Here is a 17,671-nt window from a genome sequence, read left to right as displayed (position 1 = left end):
TCGAGCTTTAATTTATAGCACTAAGCTGAGATTTTTCCAACTGATCGCGATAATTTGCGAGGAAGCCCTGGAAGTTCTCTACCTCGTCAACCTTGTCTGCCAAGGTCCGATAATCGATCAACCCTTGTGTCGGTGACGAGGTAATCAGATTAAATGCTTGTGCAAACGGGCTGGCGGCCATGACCTCGCCATAGCGACGTTTGAGCATATTAAGCGTCCGCTCCTGCCCGCCCATCGCAAGGTTCACAGCCCAGTTCAAGACATAGCGCGCACGCTCGTCAGAGAACCCGTCAATCACATCGCCTTGATCCCCTCCGACCAGACGCTGGAAGGTTTCTGCCGCTGACAAGAAATCACGTGTTCCACGATAGTAGTCGACCCGCAGCAGTTCGGCATTTTTGGAATAATCACCTTCAAGCGATGAAATGGCTTCGGCCCCGCGATCAACATCCAAAAGAGCCCGCGCCTTAAGGTGACGCCGTTGGGTATCGAGCTCTTCGGAAATGCCCGGTTCTTCGGTCTTTTCAATGACACTGATGGTTTGTTCAGGTTTGCTGTCGAGCAAATAGACCAAACCAAGGCGTGCCCCGACACGCGCCTTTTCCACCCCATCAAGACGGAAATCAACCTGATGTTCGAGTAACTCTTCGGCGCGCTCAAACAGTTCGACACTGACCATCCGATCGGCAAGACGGCGGATCAGCTCATCGCCCTTTTCACCGGCCGGGGTCAGTTCGCGGAACTCGTCATACAGGGCAACCGCCTTGATCGCCGAGATATTGTTGATGTCGTCGCCCAGATAGAGGTTATCAAACGTCTTGTGCATCAAGTCGGTTGCTTCTATCGCAACCGGCATATTCGGGAAGAAGATCGCAACCTGACGCAGGGTATTTAATCCATCGCGGAAATCTTTGTTTTCGATCTGCAGTACACCAATACGTTTGAGCAACGCCATCTCAAACGCATCGCCACGCCATGCAAACCGCAACTTTTGAAGCTGCTCGATCGCATCATCGGCTGTCAGCCGCTCCAAACGCATCAAAAGTTCTGTTCTGTCAAAGATGGCATGGGCACGGGCTTTACGGTTTTCGCCCTCGGCCACCTGATCCCAGGTCGCAACCGCTTGTTCCAGTTCGCCAGCTTCCTCTTCGAAGATGCCTTTAAGATACTGGATGTCCATGATCTTGCTTTCGGACAACCCGCTGGTCAGCAACATTTTTTCAATCAGGTCCATGCCTGCTTCGGGATTGCCAACCAAAAGCGCCTGTTCGGTCGCAATCGGTCCGATCCGCCCCAGAAGTTCTGGCGGATAGAAATCAAGAATATGGACACTTTCAAGCAAATCACGTGCGCCTTCGTTCGGGCGACCACGCGCAGCAAGGGTCACCGCCCGCCATAACTGCATTTCCGGGATCGCCTTCAGGCGGTCGTCGTCAAGCAGTCGTTCGGCTTCGGCGTAATCACGATTCAGGAATTTGACCGCCGCCTTCAGGGCGCGGAACTGAACTTTCTGCGCAATCAGCGGATCGTCTTCTTCCATAACGGAAACGATGGCATTTGCTTCTGGCCCAAGACCGTTGGCCAAATAATATTCCGCCAGTTCCAGTCGGGCCTTGTTACGGTGTTCATCACCACTTTGCGCAATCGCCCGGCGCAACTTATGAATAGCGTTGTTATAATTATCCAGCCCCCCGCGTCGCCAGTCATCAAGCTCGAAGATCAACCCTTCGCGACCATCGCCGGTTGCGGCCCGGACCCCGGTTGCGGATGCCAGCAACCGCGCGCCTTCAGGCGAGATATTAAGACCATCCTCGGCTGTAACAACCACGGCCTGACCGTCGCCACGACTGGTGACCTGTACAGTTTCGTTCATGGGCGCGACCACAACACCCTGCACGGATGGCAGCACTTCAAATTCCGGATAGCGCAGGGCAACCTCGATGCCATAACCCCGTTGAGATGTGGTTACAACACGCAGCATATCGCCCACTTCCGGGTCATCAATCGGAATGGTCGGCCCGATATCATCAAGCGGCACAATCAGACGTGCGCGGGTCTGTTCATCAAGCTCAATCGAGGGCCCGAGTTTTTCTATCGGCTGGAGAATACCTTGTTGCAGTGTGACCCGCCAATCACCGGCATCATTGACAGTGGTATAAAGCCCCACACCTTCGGGGATGGTCAGGCGCACAACGGTCGCATAGGGACTGTCGATCTGCTCAATCACCCCGACAATCTGGGCTGCTTCCTGTCGGACGGCTTCAAGGTCAAGATTGGCCCGAACATCAAATACCGCCCACAAAAACCCGGCACGTGACCAGATTGCCGCCCCACCGGGCTGCCCGAACGGGAAGTTAAGCGACATCTCAGTTGCCGTTTGCTCAACCGTAACCGACAGATCGCCAATACTTTCGCGTTCCTGTGCCCCACCCACCGTCGCACCACTTTGCTGAGCATCCGCTAGCGCCTGTGCTGCCAAGGCTTCTGGTGACGTCGGATCAATCCCTTCGTTCGCCGCAGGACTGGGCCCATCTGGCGTTTGCACGGAATCGGCATTTGCTGTTGCTGACGGAGCAGCTGGAGCAGCCGGTGCACTGCTTTGAGATGCAGGTGCTGCGGGTGCAGGCGGCGTTGCTGCGGCGCTGGGGGTCGTTGTCGTTGCCGGGCGGCTGTCGGCAGCGGCGGTGCTGACCGGGGCGCGCTGTGCCCCCATAATATCAACGACAACCTTGTTACCAGACCGGAAATGGCGCAACGAGCGCGGTGGATCTGTATCAATAGCCACATCAAGCGGGTTTATCGCCGATTGGCGAATGCGCACCCCTTCGGGCAGACGACGCGAAATTGCCGCCCCGTCAATACGTGCAGGGGATGCGAATGCAACCGTTTGTGATCCTTGCGCGCCGCTTAACTCATATTCGGTGCGATTGGGCCAATCAAAAACCAGTCGGTAGAACGTTGGGTGACGACCAACCCGCACATCAAGGGTGCGCAAATCGGGATCAGTGTTTTCAATATTTGTGGTTTCAACCGGCACGGTCGGTGCAGGTGTCACTTGCGGTGATGTTTGTTCTTGCTGTGCAGGTTTGCTGGTCGGCAGCGGCGGTGTTGGCGCAGGTGGAGTGGCTTGTGGTTTGTCAAGGATATCAAGAACCACGTTGCTGCCGACATTAAAGGCTCGCACTTCGAAATCATCGCGCAACACAAAGGCAACGGTGCGACCGTCCGGATCAAAGAAACCGTCTGCAACATATTCAGAAACCGGGGTAAGCACCCCGCGCAGGGATGCGACGAGCGGCGCGTCAAATCGCACAACGAGCTGATCACCGATGATTTCAGCGGTGTAATTGACCGGCTTGCTCCATTGCAGAACAATTCGTCCATAGCCGCTATGCATCCCGGAACGGATGATCACTGGATCAACCGCCTGAGCCATTGCAGGGCGCATTCCGCTAATGGGCAATAAAATTGCCGTGGCAGCCGTGATCGCAGCCGCCAGCAGGATGCGCACAGCAAGATTTGCCATACTTACGTGCCTCCGATCCCGCTTCCGCCATGGGGTTCGATGACGATATCGACCCGACGCGCCATTTCAAAGCGCGTATCTTCATCGACCGTTTCAGGAAGCTGGTCGTATCTTGATGCAGCAAATCCGTAAATATTTATGTAATCTGTGTAACCTGATTTTTTCAATTCGTTCGCAACAGCCGCAGCACGGGCCAGCGAAAGTTCCCAGTTTGAGGCATAAACGCCTCGTCCGCTGAGCGGTCTGGGATCCGTGTGCCCCTGCACACCGACACGGTTACCGATGTTTCGCAAAACACCGCCCAGCACAAAAAGTGCCTGCCGTGCCTTTTGGGTCATTTCCGAACTGCCACTGACAAACAACAGATCACCCGGAAGCGAAATCACAAGTTTGTCGGCATCACGCGACATGCGTGCATCGCCAAGTACCGGGTTATCATCAATCGCATCATCAATAACGGCACTGAGATAATCAAGGTTCATTGCCGGTTTGCGATAAACGCGCGGAATGTTGAGGCTGGCCATCGGTTCGTCATTTTCTTCGCGCGGCGATGGTTTGATCGATTGCGACAAAGAATCGACAACCTCGTCCCAGCGGTCAATTTTGACTTTCGACATTGCAAACAGCATGACAAAGAACGTCAGCAGCAACGAAATCAAATCTGCCAGACTGAGCATCCAGACCGGTGGACCACTTCGAGTTTCGTGCTTTTTGAATTCTTCTTCGGCCATCAGCTCCCTCCCCCTGCCTGCGGTCCAAGCGGGATTGGTTGATTGACAGCAGGCTGGTTTCCCCCCGGAAGCGGGATGGTCATTCTTTGCGGCGCAAAGATACCTGTGTTCCCGTTTCCAGTTGGCGCGACACCAGCAGGCGTTGCACCGCCATTTGCGCCATTTGGTGTATCACTTTCACGCTCAATCGGCTGAGGTGGTTCCTTCGGCCCCAGGTTCCAGAAGAACCGGAAGGTCACGATAAATGGATCAGCGCCGGGATCAATACCCACAAAAAGATGATCCTGTGGTGCGCCAACGTCGATCAATTCACGGGCGAATGATCCAGCACGGGCGATTTGAAGGTTGTTTTCAATTTCGACCGTCCCCTTGGAGCCGACTTCACTGCCCATCACCATTTCCATTTCATAAGACGCATAGCCCTGATCATCGGCCAAAACCCTTGCCAGCTGGTCCATGAACTCGGACTGACGTTCGCGAATGAGAATGGAATTGGGATCAAACAGCTGATCCACATGCATGATGACTTCCATCAATTTTCCGGGCTGGATGACCTGAACCCGAACCACTTTGATGGCCGTCTGGAAAAGATGCCCCAGTTTGTCCTGCATGTCTTCAGCCGCCACAACCGGACCTTCGATTGAGGTAACGGTCTGCAAGCTGGTCGTGGGGGGTAAAATAGACGCGAACGCAGAAGAAAGACTTTCCTGCACTTCGCGTGTTTTGACCTCTTCAAAGGTCGAAATGGTATTCAGCAGAATAAAGAACGCCAAGAGCAACAGATAGAGAGCGAGAAACAGCGCCACCGCACCATTCGCAGGAGGTGTTGGTGGTGTAGGTCCGTCGTCCTCTATCTCCGCCATATCAACGCCACTTAGTTAAACATCGCGTCAATGTCAGCCTGCGAAACGCCTTTGCCCTCAAGCTGCGGGCCATTCAAAAGTGATTCATCACCTTCTGGCTCTTTTTTCGTTTTCGGATTGGCTGCTGCGTATTTGGCAATTTCATCACCAAATGCCGCGACCAGTCCTTCAACACGTTCCTCAATGGATTTAAGAGCCTTAATGACCTTGGTCGTACGCTGCCCTGTAATATCCTGGAAGTTACAAGCTTCGTAAACACGCATTGTTGCGCTGGTTACGATCTCGGCCTGTTCGGCGGGCAACGTCCGAGCGAACTCTTCAAGTGCATCCATGGCATCAAGAATTTCATGGGTCGCACCCGCTGTCGCATCCACAATCGCATCAAGTTCGTCTGTTGCGTTGGGAATGTATTCAGCCTTGATATCGTCCGGACGCAACGACGCGATTTCAGACTTCATCTTGCGAATGATGCCTGAAAGCTCGTCAAGTTCACCAAACAGACGCTTCTGATCCCCGGTCGGCTTGTCACCCACAAAGCGTGACAGCTGATCCATCAGTTCAGAGAGTTGTTCAATCTTCAGATCATCCCCTTCGAGACGCGCATGAAGATCATTCAACAATTGGCGTATTTCGTCCTTGGACGCTTTGGACATAACGGTATCGCGGGACTGATGTCCCGCGCCCCTGATCAGAAATCACCAATAACAGTCTTCATTTTACCCTTCAACGTCTCAGCGTTGAATGGTTTAACGATGTAATTGGATACACCTGCTTTTTTCGCCATGACCACGTTTTCGGTCTTGGCTTCTGCCGTAATCATGATGAAGGGCAGGTCCTTCAACTTGGCATCTGCACGGACTTCTTTAAGAAGCTGCAGCCCTGTCATCGGCTCCATATTCCAGTCAGAAATCACGAGGCTGCACGGAGCTTCACGCAACTTACGAAGCGCCATACTACCATCGGTCGCTTCTTCGATATTCGTAAAGTTGAGCTGCCGCAAAAGATTACGGATGATACGCAACATGGTTTTGTAGTCATCCACAATCAGGATCGGCATATTCGGATCGACGGCCATTCACAACTCCATCAGCTATCTGATCTCTTACCCTTACCGCACGAAACGCGCATATTGGTAAGGCCCCTAATAATCGTGATGTACATATTTAATAATGGTTAATCAAGGTTTTTGACCATTACCAGTTTGCGCCATCACATTGACTATACTCGAATAATTGCACGTTCCAACCCTTCAATAAAAAGGCGCAACGCGCGTTAGTGCAAATTAAGCTGCCGTCTTATTGCAACGGCAGCATGTTGATGTCCTGCTTATAGGCCAGTTCCGAGGTCAAGGCCCGCGCGCGGTCTGGTGTCATTTCTGACAGCACGGCTGCGGTGTTTGCCTCGCGCATGCCCAGAGCGACCTGCAGCAAGATATTCATATCAAGATCATTCCAGATGCGGGCTGCATCCTTTGGTTTCATTTTTTCATAGACGCTGATCAACTTTTTGATCCGGTCGTCTTCCTGAACTTCCTTGGTCTCGACAAGCCCCTCGATCGCCGTTTTCAACGATTTCATTTCGTCGATCTTGGCATCGATGCGGGCCTCTGCCGCAGCAATCAGACTTTCTCGTTCATCAAGACGTTGTTCCTTGCGGTCAAGTTCGCCACGACGTACTGAAAGGTTCTGCAGCAGATCGATTTCTTCCTGTGTGAAAAGGGTCGGATCACCGCCAAGTGTTGGCGGAACGTCGCCTTCTTCCATGGGTTCACCTTCCATGGTCAGGCCAGCCGGATTATCCAAGCCGGGATCCCCGGCATCCGGTGTTTCAGGCGGCGTTGCCGCCTCTTCGGTGGCAGGGGCCTGCGCCTGCGCCATCTGCACCATGCTCACACCTGTGTTTTCGGCGATTTCGGCTTTATCCGAACTTTCCGAGAACAGGTTGACCACCCGCATTGATAACACCATCAGGCCGACAAGAACGACCAAAGGCAGGATACGCACACCAGACATTTATTCACCTAAGCAATTTGGCATCTTGTGCCCATGCTCCTTCACGCTTGTTTTGTCTTTAATCTAACAGAATGACATCACACTCTTTAGATAAAAACGAATGTCATAATAACAAGTCCGGCAGCCCCAAACAGTGTTCGGCCCCCCCTATCGAACTGATCGCAATGCCGCGAGCAATTCGCGCTCTGCCTCGGAACGACCGGCGTCTTCATCCTGATCATAGACATCCGATGACATGCCGCCGTTACCAGTTACTGAACCACCATTGCCATAACCGCCTCTAGATCGGCCACCGTCATCATCATAGCCACCAGCTGGTTTACCCATCCGTGGTTCAGGGTCCTGGTCTTGGGCATCACTGCGGCCACCGCGTTCCATATCGCGCACCATCCGGGCGGCTAATTCTTCGGCCCGTGTTTCCACGCCATACCCGTCTCGATCATCAATCACATCGTTGCGATCTTTGCCCGATGACGCCAAATCAGACGCCCCGGCAGTGTGTTTGCCCGACGCAGCGTTGCCCGATTTTGGTGATGGGTTCGAACCGCTCGCAGAATTTCCACCCCGGCGCCCCGCGTTGACATCGCTTGCCGCTTTTTCAAGACGGTTGGCGATGCTTTCGCCGCGATCCACCATAAAGGTCAGGTCTTCGTTAAGCGCCTCAGCCTTTTCGATATCTTCGCGCAGCTTTTCGCCGGAATCCTCGGCCATTTCCTTAAGCGCCTTGATCGAGGTTTCCGCGCGTTCGTTCGCGGCATTAAATGCCGTCAGGAAGTTCTGCATGTCTTCGCGGCTGCGCCGAAAAGCCGCCAATTTTCGGTTCAGGATCACGGCATAGATGATCGTTGCGATTAGCAAAACAATCATCACAAGATCCAGATAGAACGCGAAGTCCATTGGCTAATCTTCCTCGTTTATGCGCGCACGATCACGCACCTGGATCGCAATGCGGTCGCCTTTGCGCCCCATCATCCCTTTAAACAGCGGGACATCACCACAACGCACCTCAACTGGCGACGTCGGACTGGTATTAAGGATCAAACGGTTGCCAACCTCAAGGTTGATAACATCGCCCAGCGACATCACCTGCTCGTCGAGCACTGCCAACAGGTTGATATGGGTCTGCCAAAGCTCGTTTGCGAGGTGATTTTCCCAGATGGAATCGCGACCGAATTTCTCGCCCATGAACATCTGAAGCAGCAGTTCACGAACCGGCTCAAGTGTCGCATACGGTATCAGAAGCTCAAGCCGACCACCGCGATCTTCCATATCGATGCGCAACTTGGCCACAATGGCCGCGTTGGCATGACGGGCAATCGTTGCAAAACGCGGGTTCGTTTCCAGACGTTCAAACCGGAAGGTCACAGGGCTCAGCGGATCAAACGCGGCGGAAAGGTCGCCCAAGACCACATGGATCATGCGTTCGACAAGGTTGCGTTCAATTGTCGTATAAGGGCGCCCTTCAATACGCATGGCAGCCGTACCTCGGCGTCCGCCCAGCAGCACATCAACGATGGAATAAATCAGGGCCGAGTCAACGGTCAAAAGACCATAGTTGTCCCATTCTTCCGCCTTGAACACACCCAGCATTGCAGGCAACGGGATCGAGTTAAGGTAATCCCCAAAACGCAGCGACAGGATGTTATCAAGCGACACTTCAACGTTGTCAGATGTGAAGTTACGAAGCGACGTCGACATCATACGTACGAGGCGGTCAAACACCACCTCAAGCATCGGCAGACGTTCATAGGCAACCATCGATGAATTGATGATGGCCTGAATGCCCGACTGATCACCCGCACCAGACCCATCATCAAAACCAAGCAGACTGTCAATTTCGTCCTGATTAAGAACACGCGCAGATGGCCCGCTGCTCATCGCAGCTTCATCGGCTGCATCGTCCTCATCATCGTCGCCGAGCATGGATTCCCATTCGGCGGCCATATCCTCGCCGCCGTCGTCTCCACCCTCGTCATCACCACCGGCCATGGCTTCCCATTCGGCGGCGAGTGCATCATCATCTTCGTCTTCATCAGCCATCAGCAATTGGTTCCTGATTTTGGCATTCGGGCTGTTACAAGGTTACTGTACCAGCATTTCCTTGAACAGAACGTCGTTAATTTTCGCTGGTTTCGCAGCCGCACTGACACGGATCAACAATTCCTCACGTAACCGGAACATGCCCTCGGACCCTGACAGGTCTTCGGGCCGTAATTCGCGAAGGTAAACCTGAAAGTTGTCGACAATACGCGGCATCATTTCTTCGACTTGCGGCAGCATTGCCTGATCGGCAACTTCAAGACTGACCCGGATTTTAAGGTAGCTCTGCTTGCCGCCCCCGGCATTCAGGTTGACCAGAATCTCAGGCAGATCAACAAAGCCGACGTTTTCGGGAACACCCGGTGCGTCTTCGATCGAACTTTCTGAAATCACTTCTTCGGTCGGCGCGCTATCGCCGCCCGACAACATGTCAATGACCGGCTGAAGCAGTCCGGTAAAATAGGCTGCCGCAGCACCGCCAAGCAAAAGCAGCACGATCAGAATGACAACGACCAGCATCTTCTTGCTGCGCCCACCGCCACCTTCGTCCATTTCGATTTCGTCGGCTTCTTCGCCCATTGGTTCGCAAATTCCTGCGTTCTGGATTTCTGACTTTCCATCCAGCAAACACTGTGCCGGATTAAAAGCCATAACGCTATCACGTTAAAAATCCGTTTCTCTTCTGATCATTAGCTCGTAACACTTGCCATCCACGACCGACAGTCAGAACTTGCCGGGTCAGGGCATCATACGCGCTCAATCTCTTACCAGCACACCTTCCTTACAGGATACGGCTTAAGAACTGCCATTTTTCTGTGGTTTTCTTTGCATTCTTAGTCTTCATAAAATTTTGCACAAGCAACCAAACCACAATTTAGCGTCATAGTTATTTGACGGCGTATCTTTGATTTGGTGCGGGTTTAAGACCATACCATCACCCCAGACCGGAAAACTTTTTCCGCCTTGCCCCCGACACGCGGCACTTTCTGCAATTACCGCGATGATTGCGCCCGGCAACAAATGCCGGATCTAATTTTTATTATTTTAAAACAATGCATTAACCATACTGGCATGCCGTTCGCATTTGTCTTGGGGAAATTCACAGCCTTAATCGGCCTATCTGCCCCAACTGGGAAGTCGACCATGGAAAACGTTTCATATATCGCTCTGTCGCGGCAAAAGACGCTCCGCAGCATGATGAACAACATTTCGCAGAACCTGGCGAACATGAACACGACCGGGTACAAAGAACAGCGGATGATGTTCACAGACTGGGTGGCCAAGAACAAGGATGCCCCATTCCGCGGCGAACGCGAAATTTCGCTGGTTCAGGACATCTCGCAGTATCGCGACACCACGGTCGGCAATATTGAACATACCAATAGCCCGCTCGACGTGGCATTGAGCCAACCAGACATGTTTTTTGCCGTCGAAACCCCGTCGGGCACACAGTATACCCGTTCGGGCAATTTCAACCTGGATCCGGGCGGGCAGCTTATCACCAATGATGGCTATCCTGTGTTGAGTGACGCTGGTCAACCTCTATTCTTTAACGAAGCAGACGGGCAGATCGAAATCAAAGGCGACGGCACGATTTCCACGGACATTGGTCAAGTCGGCAAACTTCAGGTCGTCACCGTCGACAACGTTCAGGAAATGAAAGTGACGGGCGACACCCTTTACCGCGCACCGGATAATGCAGATGGCAACCCGGATAATGCCGCAATGGAACTTGTCGAGAACCCCGGCATAGTTCAGGGCGCACTTGAAAAATCAAACGTCAATTCGATCGGGGCCATGACCCAGATGATTGACGTGCTTCGCACCTATCAATCCGTTACCCGTTCGCTCGAAAGCGAGAACGAACGGATGCGTAACATGATTAGCAAACTTGGCGATATTCGCGCCTAAGGGCTTGCGAACACGGCCTTGATTAAAATTTGGCGCATAGTCTGCGCAGACGAAGGAGACAAGAAATGCGGTCACTTGATATTGGCGCCCTAGGGATGCAGGCCCAATCCACCAACGTGGATGTAACCTCACACAACATCGCCAACATGACGACCACTGGCTATAAGCGCCAGCGTGCCGAATTTCAGGATTTGCTGTATCAGGACATGCGCCGCGCCGGATCACCCTCATCAGACACCGGCACTATTGTCCCGGTCGGCGTTCAGGTTGGCCTTGGTGTGAAAACGGCCGCAATTGGCCGTTACATGGGACAAGGGTCCTTGAGCCTGACGGAAAACGAACTTGATATCGCCATTCAGGGCCGCGGCTATTTCCAGATCGACCTGCCCAGCGGTGAAACTGCTTATTCGCGCGATGGTACGTTGAAACTCGATGCCAATGGTGCGCTGGTGACCAAGGATGGTTACGCCATTCAACCGGGCATTACCGTACCCGACAATGCAACTTCCGTCACGATCAACAGCAATGGCGAAGTATTTGCCGAGATTGACGGTCAGGTCGCGCTTCAGAACCTTGGTCAAATTCAGTTGGCCACCTTTATCAATCCACCTGGTCTTGATGCGCTGGGCGACAACCTGTTCCTTGAAACCGAAGCATCCGGTCAGGCAAATGCTGGCGCGCCGGGTGATGTTGGCTATGGTACGGTTTTACAAGGTTACCTCGAAGCTTCGAACGTCAACGTGGTTCAGGAAATTACCAACTTGATCAAGGCACAGCGCGCCTATGAGATGAATTCAAAATCCATCTCCACCACAGATGAAATGATGAGCGCAGTCAGCAACCTACGTTAATTTCGCATCCTGACTCATCGTACTAAATTTACGCAGACCACGTTCTGACCGCACGTGTGTCTGCGTAAACTGTGTTTACGCCCTATATACAGTTCCGTGGTATAGTAGGCTCATGAAGACAAAGAAAATAATCCTCACGCTTGCGATTGCGTTTCTAGCACTCGGTTCTGGACTGGGGCCTGAGATTGCCTTTGCGCAGAGTTCGCAGAACGGACAAAGTGGTCTGTCTCGCAACAGCCAGCAGCTTGATGAAAACATCTTGCTCAAACCTGATGCGCTGGTTGACGGGCAATATGTCACGCTTGGGGATCTATTTTCCGGGATCGACCCGCAACAGGCCGACATCGCCGTTGCTCATGCCCCGCAACCAGGTAAACAGGTCGTGCTTGATTATCGCTGGCTTTATGGGATCGCGCAGCGCCACAACATAAACTGGCGCCCTCGCACGACGGCCGATCAAGTCATGATCACGCGCGCAAGCCAAGTCATCACCATGGAAGAAATTCAGGACGCTGTCGAAGATGCCCTGACGCAACATGGTGTTGAACGGCCGTTTACAGTCGATCTTTCGAGCGAGAATTTCCAGATCCACCTGCCCGTTGATGCCCAAACCACCGTTGACGTCACGGGTCTTGATATCAATAGCCGCACGAACCGCTTTGTCGCCAGCATTACGACTGGCGCACAGACCGCACAAAGACGCACATATCGCATCAGCGGCAAATATTACCCCCTTTCAAGCGTACCGGTACTGGTTGAACCCATCTCACGCGGAAGTATCATTCGGCCCGATCAGGTGGAATATCGTGATTTTCGTACAGAACGCGTTCCGTCCGGCGCGATCCGCGACATAAACGATTTGATTGGCAAGGAAGTGATCCGCCCTGCCAATCCGAATGAACCACTTATGTTCCGTGATTTTACCAATCCCATCCTTGTTCGACGCGGCGCACTGGTCATCATTCGCCTCGTGACGGAGAACATGTCACTGACAGCACGCGGTAAAGCATTGGAAAATGGATCAAAGGGTGACGTCATCCGGGTCGTAAACCAAACAAGCAACAAGACCGTTCAGGTGGAAGTCGTCGGCGAAAATGACGTCCGCGCATTACCAGCCATGTCCCAATAAACCAGAAACAACCTGAGCCGGATACGTTTGGTACCTAATATACTTAACAAGACCAAAGACATGATTGAAATCAGTCTCTCTTCAACCCCACGCACGGCATCAATTTCCCAAAGGTGCACCTTCAAACTGGCACGCTGCTTGCGTAATGTTTGGCAGGAACCCAGGAGGACGACATGCCCGGAAAAAATACACACATATCATGGCGGCGCATCGCGCTCGTCTCAGGAATGATCGGCGCGACAGCCTTACTTTCTGGCTGCAACGCGATGAAACGCCTTTCCGAAGTTGGCGAACCGCCAAAACTGTCATCTATCGACAACCCGACCCAGTCAGAAGCCTATCGACCGGTCAGCCTGCCGATGCCTGCCCCGCAGGTCGCGGAAAGCAACCCGAACTCCCTGTGGCGGTCGGGTGCAAGGTCCTTCTTCAAGGATCAGCGCGCCAATCAGGTTGGTGACATTTTAACTGTTGTAGTTGAGATGGCCGACAATGCGAACCTCACCAATAACACTCTGCGCTCTCGTACAAATTCGGAAGATCTTGGCGTGCCAAACCTGTTTGGCCTTGAAACCGAATTTACAAAAGTCCTGCCAGAGGGTCTCGACCCGACCAACGCGCTTAATATGTCGAGCAACTCATCAAACCGAGGCAATGGCACACTTGATCGTACCGAGGCGATTAACCTACGCGTTGCGGCCATCGTGATTCAGATTCTGCCCAACGGCAACTATGTCATTCACGGGCGTCAGGAAATCCGCGTTAACAGTGAAGTTCGCGAAGTTCAGATTGCCGGTGTCATCCGCGCCGCCGATTTGAACTCAGCCAACGAAGTTGATTACGATAAGATTGCTGAAGCACGTATTTCTTATGGTGGACGCGGGACCATCTCCGATGTTCAGCAGCCGCGTTACGGCAGTGAAGTTCTCGACATCATCCTGCCGTTCTAACCGACAGATATTAATCGACGGCCTGCTCCGTTCTGGGTTCCGGCAGACCGCACAAGCCGCCTCAAAAGACCACCTTCGGGTGGTCTTTTTTTGCCCGAAGGCCACTATCGCAACTTGGTTATGTAAGTCGAAAACTTGGCTGATTGTGTGAAACGAGAAAAGCCCGGCCATAAAGACCGGGCTTTTTGATTTTGGTTATCCCTAACCAGTAATCTCCCACAAGGCCATGACGTTACATGGCATGGACCGGCTATTCGCACGGTCCTTTATCTTTTTTTGTCACCCGGCGCGATCAATCGTCGCGACGTGTGCGCTCCATCCGTTCGTGACGTTCCTGGGCTTCGATGCTCAGGGTCGCAATTGGACGAGCTTCAAGTCTTTTCAAACTGATCGGCTCTTCGGTTTCTTCACAGTAACCATAAGATCCATCTTCAATTCGACGCAAAGCAGCATCAATTTTTGAAATCAGCTTGCGCGCCCTGTCACGAGTACGAAGCTCAAGTGACCGATCCGTTTCCGCAGATGCGCGGTCACTCAGATCAGCTTCTTGAAGCCCGCCATCTTGCAGGTTCGCTAATGTTTCAGATGATTCATGCAGAAGTTCTGCCCGCCAGGTCAGAAGTTTCTGACGGAAATATTCGCGCTGACGCGGGTTCATGAATTCTTCGTCCTCAGCAGGACGATAGTCTGGTGGCAGAGTGATAGTCATGTATGCCCTCTATACAGGACTGTTCGATCGCGCGGCAATATAGATGCAGCACGCCAACGGTGCAAGATGATTGAACAAATAAATATGAATGAATACGAATAGCCCCAGAACTCTGGGGTTCTCAGGTGCGACACACTGGAAATTTCAGATTTAAATCAGCCCGGAAACTTCCAGTTTGGCCAGTTCGACCCGTGCACGCAGATCAATCTCGTCGAGTACGGCGGAAAGTTCCGGATCGTCGATATTTTCACGTTGCTGATCAAGCAGCCCAACCAACTGCTGCAAACGCGCACCAGACAAGGCCCCACTTAGAAGCCCGTCACGCACGGCTTCAAGCTGTTCCAGCACGCTTTTAGCGCGCAATACGCCTGCTTTTTTGGGCGAATCAAGTGCATCACCACTTTGCTGAAGTGCGAGAAGCGCATCCAGTGCACTAACACCACTAGCACCGTGAACACTTCCCGCACCGCTGGCTTCTCCACCAGAATCGAGCGAACGTATGGCATCTGCAAACCCACCGCCAGACGCACCAGACGCCTTTTTACGCGTCGTCCCGCTCGTACCGGCAGCCTTGGAACCGCTAACCTTCATGACCCGTGCCTGTCCTGTCTGTGGTAATATCTTGCATTTAACGCCGTATGACGTTTGGGTCCCAAACTGCTATATTCTTCCAGAATAAAACCCACGCCTCGATACATTATATACGTATGACATAGAGTCTCCCTCAATCTGGGAAACCGCGCAACGGGAAAAAAATGCCGAGTGGCTGAAACGGCCCCGCACTTTTGGTCCCCATATCTAAAAACAGTCGTGATTTTCGCCCGATAAACTCGGCAAAGACGACAGCTTGTAGGTCAATCCCGCACGAAGCGGTAATTGGCACGATTTTCGCAGAACAGCTTACAAACGCGATTAACATGATCGATCGCACCATTTGTTGGATGCCAAAGCATCCCAAGTCGAAGCGGAACAAACAGTATGATCACAGGCCTTGGCAACATAGCACGCAAAGCGACGATCGCCGTCGCGCTGGGTATGCTCGCCCTGACGCAGATGGCTCCAGCCCACGCTCAGTCGCGCATCAAGGATATCGCCGATTTCGAAGGCGTCCGTGACAACATGCTGGTTGGTTATGGCCTTGTGGTTGGCTTGAACGGTACCGGCGATGATCTGGGCGATGCAGAATTTACCCGCCAAAGCATGGTCGCCATGCTTGAGCGTCTTGGGATCAACGTCCGCGATCAGATCGAAGATATTGACTCTGATAATATTGCCGCCGTCATGGTAACCGCAACGCTGCCCCCCTTTTCACGTCAGGGATCACGCATTGATGTCAGCATCAGTGCCATCGGCACCTCTGAAAGCCTTCAGGGCGGTACATTACTGGTAACCCCGATGGTTGGTGCAGACGGCGAAGTTTATGCCGTCGCCCAGGGCAACCTTGCAGTTGGCGGCTTCTCGGCCGGCGGCAACGCAGAAACAGTTGTTAAAGGCGTTCCAACGTCCGCACGGATCGCCAGCGGCGGCATTGTCGAACGCGAAATCGATTTCAATCTCAATTCCATGCAAGACATGTCTGTTGTTCTGCGCAATCCAGATTTCACCACCGCACGCCGCGTTTCAGATGCCATCAATGCTTATTTGGGCCAGGTTGCAGCACGCGCCAGCGACCCGGGCACTGTTCGTCTGGTCATCCCAGACAGCTACAATCAGGATGTCGTTGCACTGCTGACCGATATCGAACAGCTGCGTGTTGAGCCAGATCAGATCGCCCGCGTGGTGATTGACGAAAATACCGGCACAATTGTGATGGGTGAAAATGTCCGCATTAATCGGGTCGCCATTGCGCAAGGCAATCTGACCATCCGCGTTACTGAAACTCCTCAGGTTTCACAGCCTTCTCCATTTTCTCAAGGCGGAAATACCGAGGTTGTCGACCGCACCAATATTGAGGTCGATGAAGGCGAAGACAACCAGCTTGGTGTCCTCAATAGCGGCGTTAGCCTGCAGGAACTGGTTAACGGCCTTAATAGCCTTGGTGTCGGACCACGCGATATGATCACCATTCTTCAGGCAATCAAAACATCTGGTGCCCTTCAGGCTGAAATCGAGGTGATGTGATGATGGCTGATAGCTCCACTGCCCTTATGGCTCAAGCACAAGCAAGTGCACAGAACGGCGCTCAGAACAATATCTCGGCACGCGTAAACTCGCTGACCGATGGCCGTATTAAATCCAAAGAAGCAGCCATCAAGTCCGGCGAAGAATTTGAATCCATGTTTCTTGGCCAGATGCTCAATCATATGTTCTCGGGCATCGAAACCAACGAAATGTTTGGTGGTGGCCATGGTGAAACGATGATGCGTTCCATGCTGGTCGAACAATATGCCCAAGAGATGACCCGCGCAGGTGGCATCGGAATTGCAGATGCTGTCACACGTGAAATCCTTAAGATCCAGGAGGGGTGAAAAAAATGACCACTCAAGAGTTGATTGCAGAACTTAAAAGCGTGACATACGACCTGATGTCCCTACTGGAACGTGAAACCACGGGCCTTCGGACCATCGCACGCGATGAATACGAGCAGTTCCTGTCGGAAAAATCTGCCCTGTCGATGCAATACGAACAGATCGTCGTTAAATTGCGCGCTCGCGGCGAAGAACTTCGGGAACTACCCGAAGAAGAACGCGCCGAACTGCGCGACCTTCAGGCCGATTTTCAGGAGACCGCCCGACGCAATATGACCGTGCTTCAGGCAGCCAAGGCAACCAACGAACGCGTGGTGCAGGCCATTGTCCGTGCGGTGAACGATAAATCCAAAGACGACTGCACGACCTATAACCGCTCAGCTCAGGCCAGCAAGGCATCAATTGGCGGATATGGTCGGACCATCAACAAGACTGGTGGTTCATTTAGCGTCAATGAAACGCTTTAAGGTTAAAGGCAAACATC

At 52.8% G+C, this 17,671-nt stretch carries 18 protein-coding genes; 7 read left to right on the top strand and 11 right to left on the bottom strand.

Annotated features, from left to right (window positions below):
• Window positions 1–7 precede the first annotated feature (7 nt).
• The 9 genes from K355_RS0109450 to K355_RS0109410 form a co-directional block, all read right to left on the bottom strand.
• Window positions 8–3,526 carry a tetratricopeptide repeat protein gene (locus tag K355_RS0109450; protein ID WP_022731888.1) on the bottom strand — a complete coding sequence of 1,173 codons (3,519 nt, stop codon included), beginning with the start codon at window positions 3,524–3,526 and terminating at the stop codon, window positions 8–10.
• A gap of 2 nt (window positions 3,527–3,528) precedes the next feature.
• A complete protein-coding gene (locus tag K355_RS0109445; protein WP_022731887.1) occupies window positions 3,529–4,257 on the bottom strand; it encodes an OmpA/MotB family protein in 729 nt (242 codons plus the stop codon).
• On the bottom strand, window positions 4,257–5,120 hold the full coding sequence (locus tag K355_RS0109440; protein ID WP_022731886.1) for a flagellar motor protein MotB: 864 nt from the start codon (window positions 5,118–5,120) through the stop codon (window positions 4,257–4,259). Before K355_RS0109440 ends, K355_RS0109445 begins: the two co-directional genes overlap by 1 nt.
• A gap of 11 nt (window positions 5,121–5,131) precedes the next feature.
• Complete coding sequence (locus K355_RS0109435) at window positions 5,132–5,773, bottom strand: protein phosphatase CheZ (protein WP_022731885.1); 642 nt, start codon at window positions 5,771–5,773, stop codon at window positions 5,132–5,134.
• A 35-nt stretch (window positions 5,774–5,808) separates the two neighbouring features.
• Window positions 5,809–6,195, bottom strand: coding sequence for a response regulator (locus K355_RS0109430; RefSeq protein ID WP_022731884.1), 387 nt, complete (start codon window positions 6,193–6,195; stop codon window positions 5,809–5,811).
• Window positions 6,196–6,415: 220 nt separating this feature from the next.
• Window positions 6,416–7,132, bottom strand: coding sequence for a MotE family protein (locus K355_RS0109425; RefSeq protein WP_022731883.1), 717 nt, complete (start codon window positions 7,130–7,132; stop codon window positions 6,416–6,418).
• A gap of 147 nt (window positions 7,133–7,279) precedes the next feature.
• On the bottom strand, window positions 7,280–8,029 hold the full coding sequence (locus K355_RS0109420; RefSeq protein WP_022731882.1) for a DUF6468 domain-containing protein: 750 nt from the start codon (window positions 8,027–8,029) through the stop codon (window positions 7,280–7,282).
• A 3-nt stretch (window positions 8,030–8,032) separates the two neighbouring features.
• A complete protein-coding gene (gene fliM, locus K355_RS0109415) occupies window positions 8,033–9,172 on the bottom strand; it encodes a flagellar motor switch protein FliM (RefSeq protein WP_022731881.1) in 1,140 nt (379 codons plus the stop codon).
• Between the two features lie 42 nt (window positions 9,173–9,214).
• Window positions 9,215–9,751 carry a flagellar basal body-associated FliL family protein gene (locus K355_RS0109410; RefSeq protein WP_022731880.1) on the bottom strand — a complete coding sequence of 179 codons (537 nt, stop codon included), beginning with the start codon at window positions 9,749–9,751 and terminating at the stop codon, window positions 9,215–9,217.
• 564 nt (window positions 9,752–10,315) lie between these two features.
• Here K355_RS0109410 and K355_RS0109405 point away from each other — a divergent pair.
• The 4 genes from K355_RS0109405 (at window position 10,316) to flgH (ending at window position 14,010) form a co-directional block, all read left to right on the top strand.
• Complete coding sequence (locus K355_RS0109405) at window positions 10,316–11,083, top strand: flagellar hook-basal body complex protein (protein ID WP_022731879.1); 768 nt, start codon at window positions 10,316–10,318, stop codon at window positions 11,081–11,083.
• Window positions 11,084–11,148: 65 nt separating this feature from the next.
• Window positions 11,149–11,934 carry a flagellar basal-body rod protein FlgG gene (gene flgG, locus K355_RS0109400; RefSeq protein WP_022731878.1) on the top strand — a complete coding sequence of 262 codons (786 nt, stop codon included), beginning with the start codon at window positions 11,149–11,151 and terminating at the stop codon, window positions 11,932–11,934.
• 112 nt (window positions 11,935–12,046) lie between these two features.
• Entirely contained in the window at window positions 12,047–13,063 is a 1,017-nt protein-coding gene (gene flgA, locus K355_RS0109395) for a flagellar basal body P-ring formation chaperone FlgA (protein WP_022731877.1), read from the top strand.
• 173 nt (window positions 13,064–13,236) lie between these two features.
• Window positions 13,237–14,010, top strand: coding sequence for a flagellar basal body L-ring protein FlgH (gene flgH / locus K355_RS0109390; protein WP_022731876.1), 774 nt, complete (start codon window positions 13,237–13,239; stop codon window positions 14,008–14,010).
• A 292-nt stretch (window positions 14,011–14,302) separates the two neighbouring features.
• Here the strand turns inward: flgH and dksA are convergent, their stop codons facing one another.
• Entirely contained in the window at window positions 14,303–14,719 is a 417-nt protein-coding gene (dksA, locus tag K355_RS0109385; protein WP_022731875.1) for an RNA polymerase-binding protein DksA, read from the bottom strand.
• Window positions 14,720–14,869: 150 nt separating this feature from the next.
• A complete protein-coding gene (locus K355_RS0109380; RefSeq protein WP_022731874.1) occupies window positions 14,870–15,310 on the bottom strand; it encodes a flagellar assembly protein FliX in 441 nt (146 codons plus the stop codon).
• 387 nt (window positions 15,311–15,697) lie between these two features.
• On the opposite strand from K355_RS0109380, the gene K355_RS0109375 reads away from it, so the two are divergent.
• The 3 genes from K355_RS0109375 to K355_RS0109365 are packed head-to-tail and all read left to right on the top strand — an operon-like array spanning window position 15,698 to window position 17,654.
• Entirely contained in the window at window positions 15,698–16,840 is a 1,143-nt protein-coding gene (locus K355_RS0109375; RefSeq protein WP_022731873.1) for a flagellar basal body P-ring protein FlgI, read from the top strand.
• On the top strand, window positions 16,840–17,187 hold the full coding sequence (locus K355_RS0109370) for a rod-binding protein (protein WP_022731872.1): 348 nt from the start codon (window positions 16,840–16,842) through the stop codon (window positions 17,185–17,187). The genes K355_RS0109375 and K355_RS0109370 overlap by 1 nt, the downstream gene beginning before the upstream one ends.
• Window positions 17,188–17,192: 5 nt before the next feature.
• Window positions 17,193–17,654, top strand: coding sequence for a hypothetical protein (locus K355_RS0109365; protein WP_022731871.1), 462 nt, complete (start codon window positions 17,193–17,195; stop codon window positions 17,652–17,654).
• Window positions 17,655–17,671: the final 17 nt, after the last annotated feature.

It is taken from the genome of Thalassospira lucentensis MCCC 1A00383 = DSM 14000, assembly GCF_000421265.1.
Taxonomy (GTDB): Bacteria; Pseudomonadota; Alphaproteobacteria; order Rhodospirillales; family Thalassospiraceae; genus Thalassospira; species Thalassospira lucentensis.
This window is presented reverse-complemented; position numbering and strand designations above follow the sequence as displayed.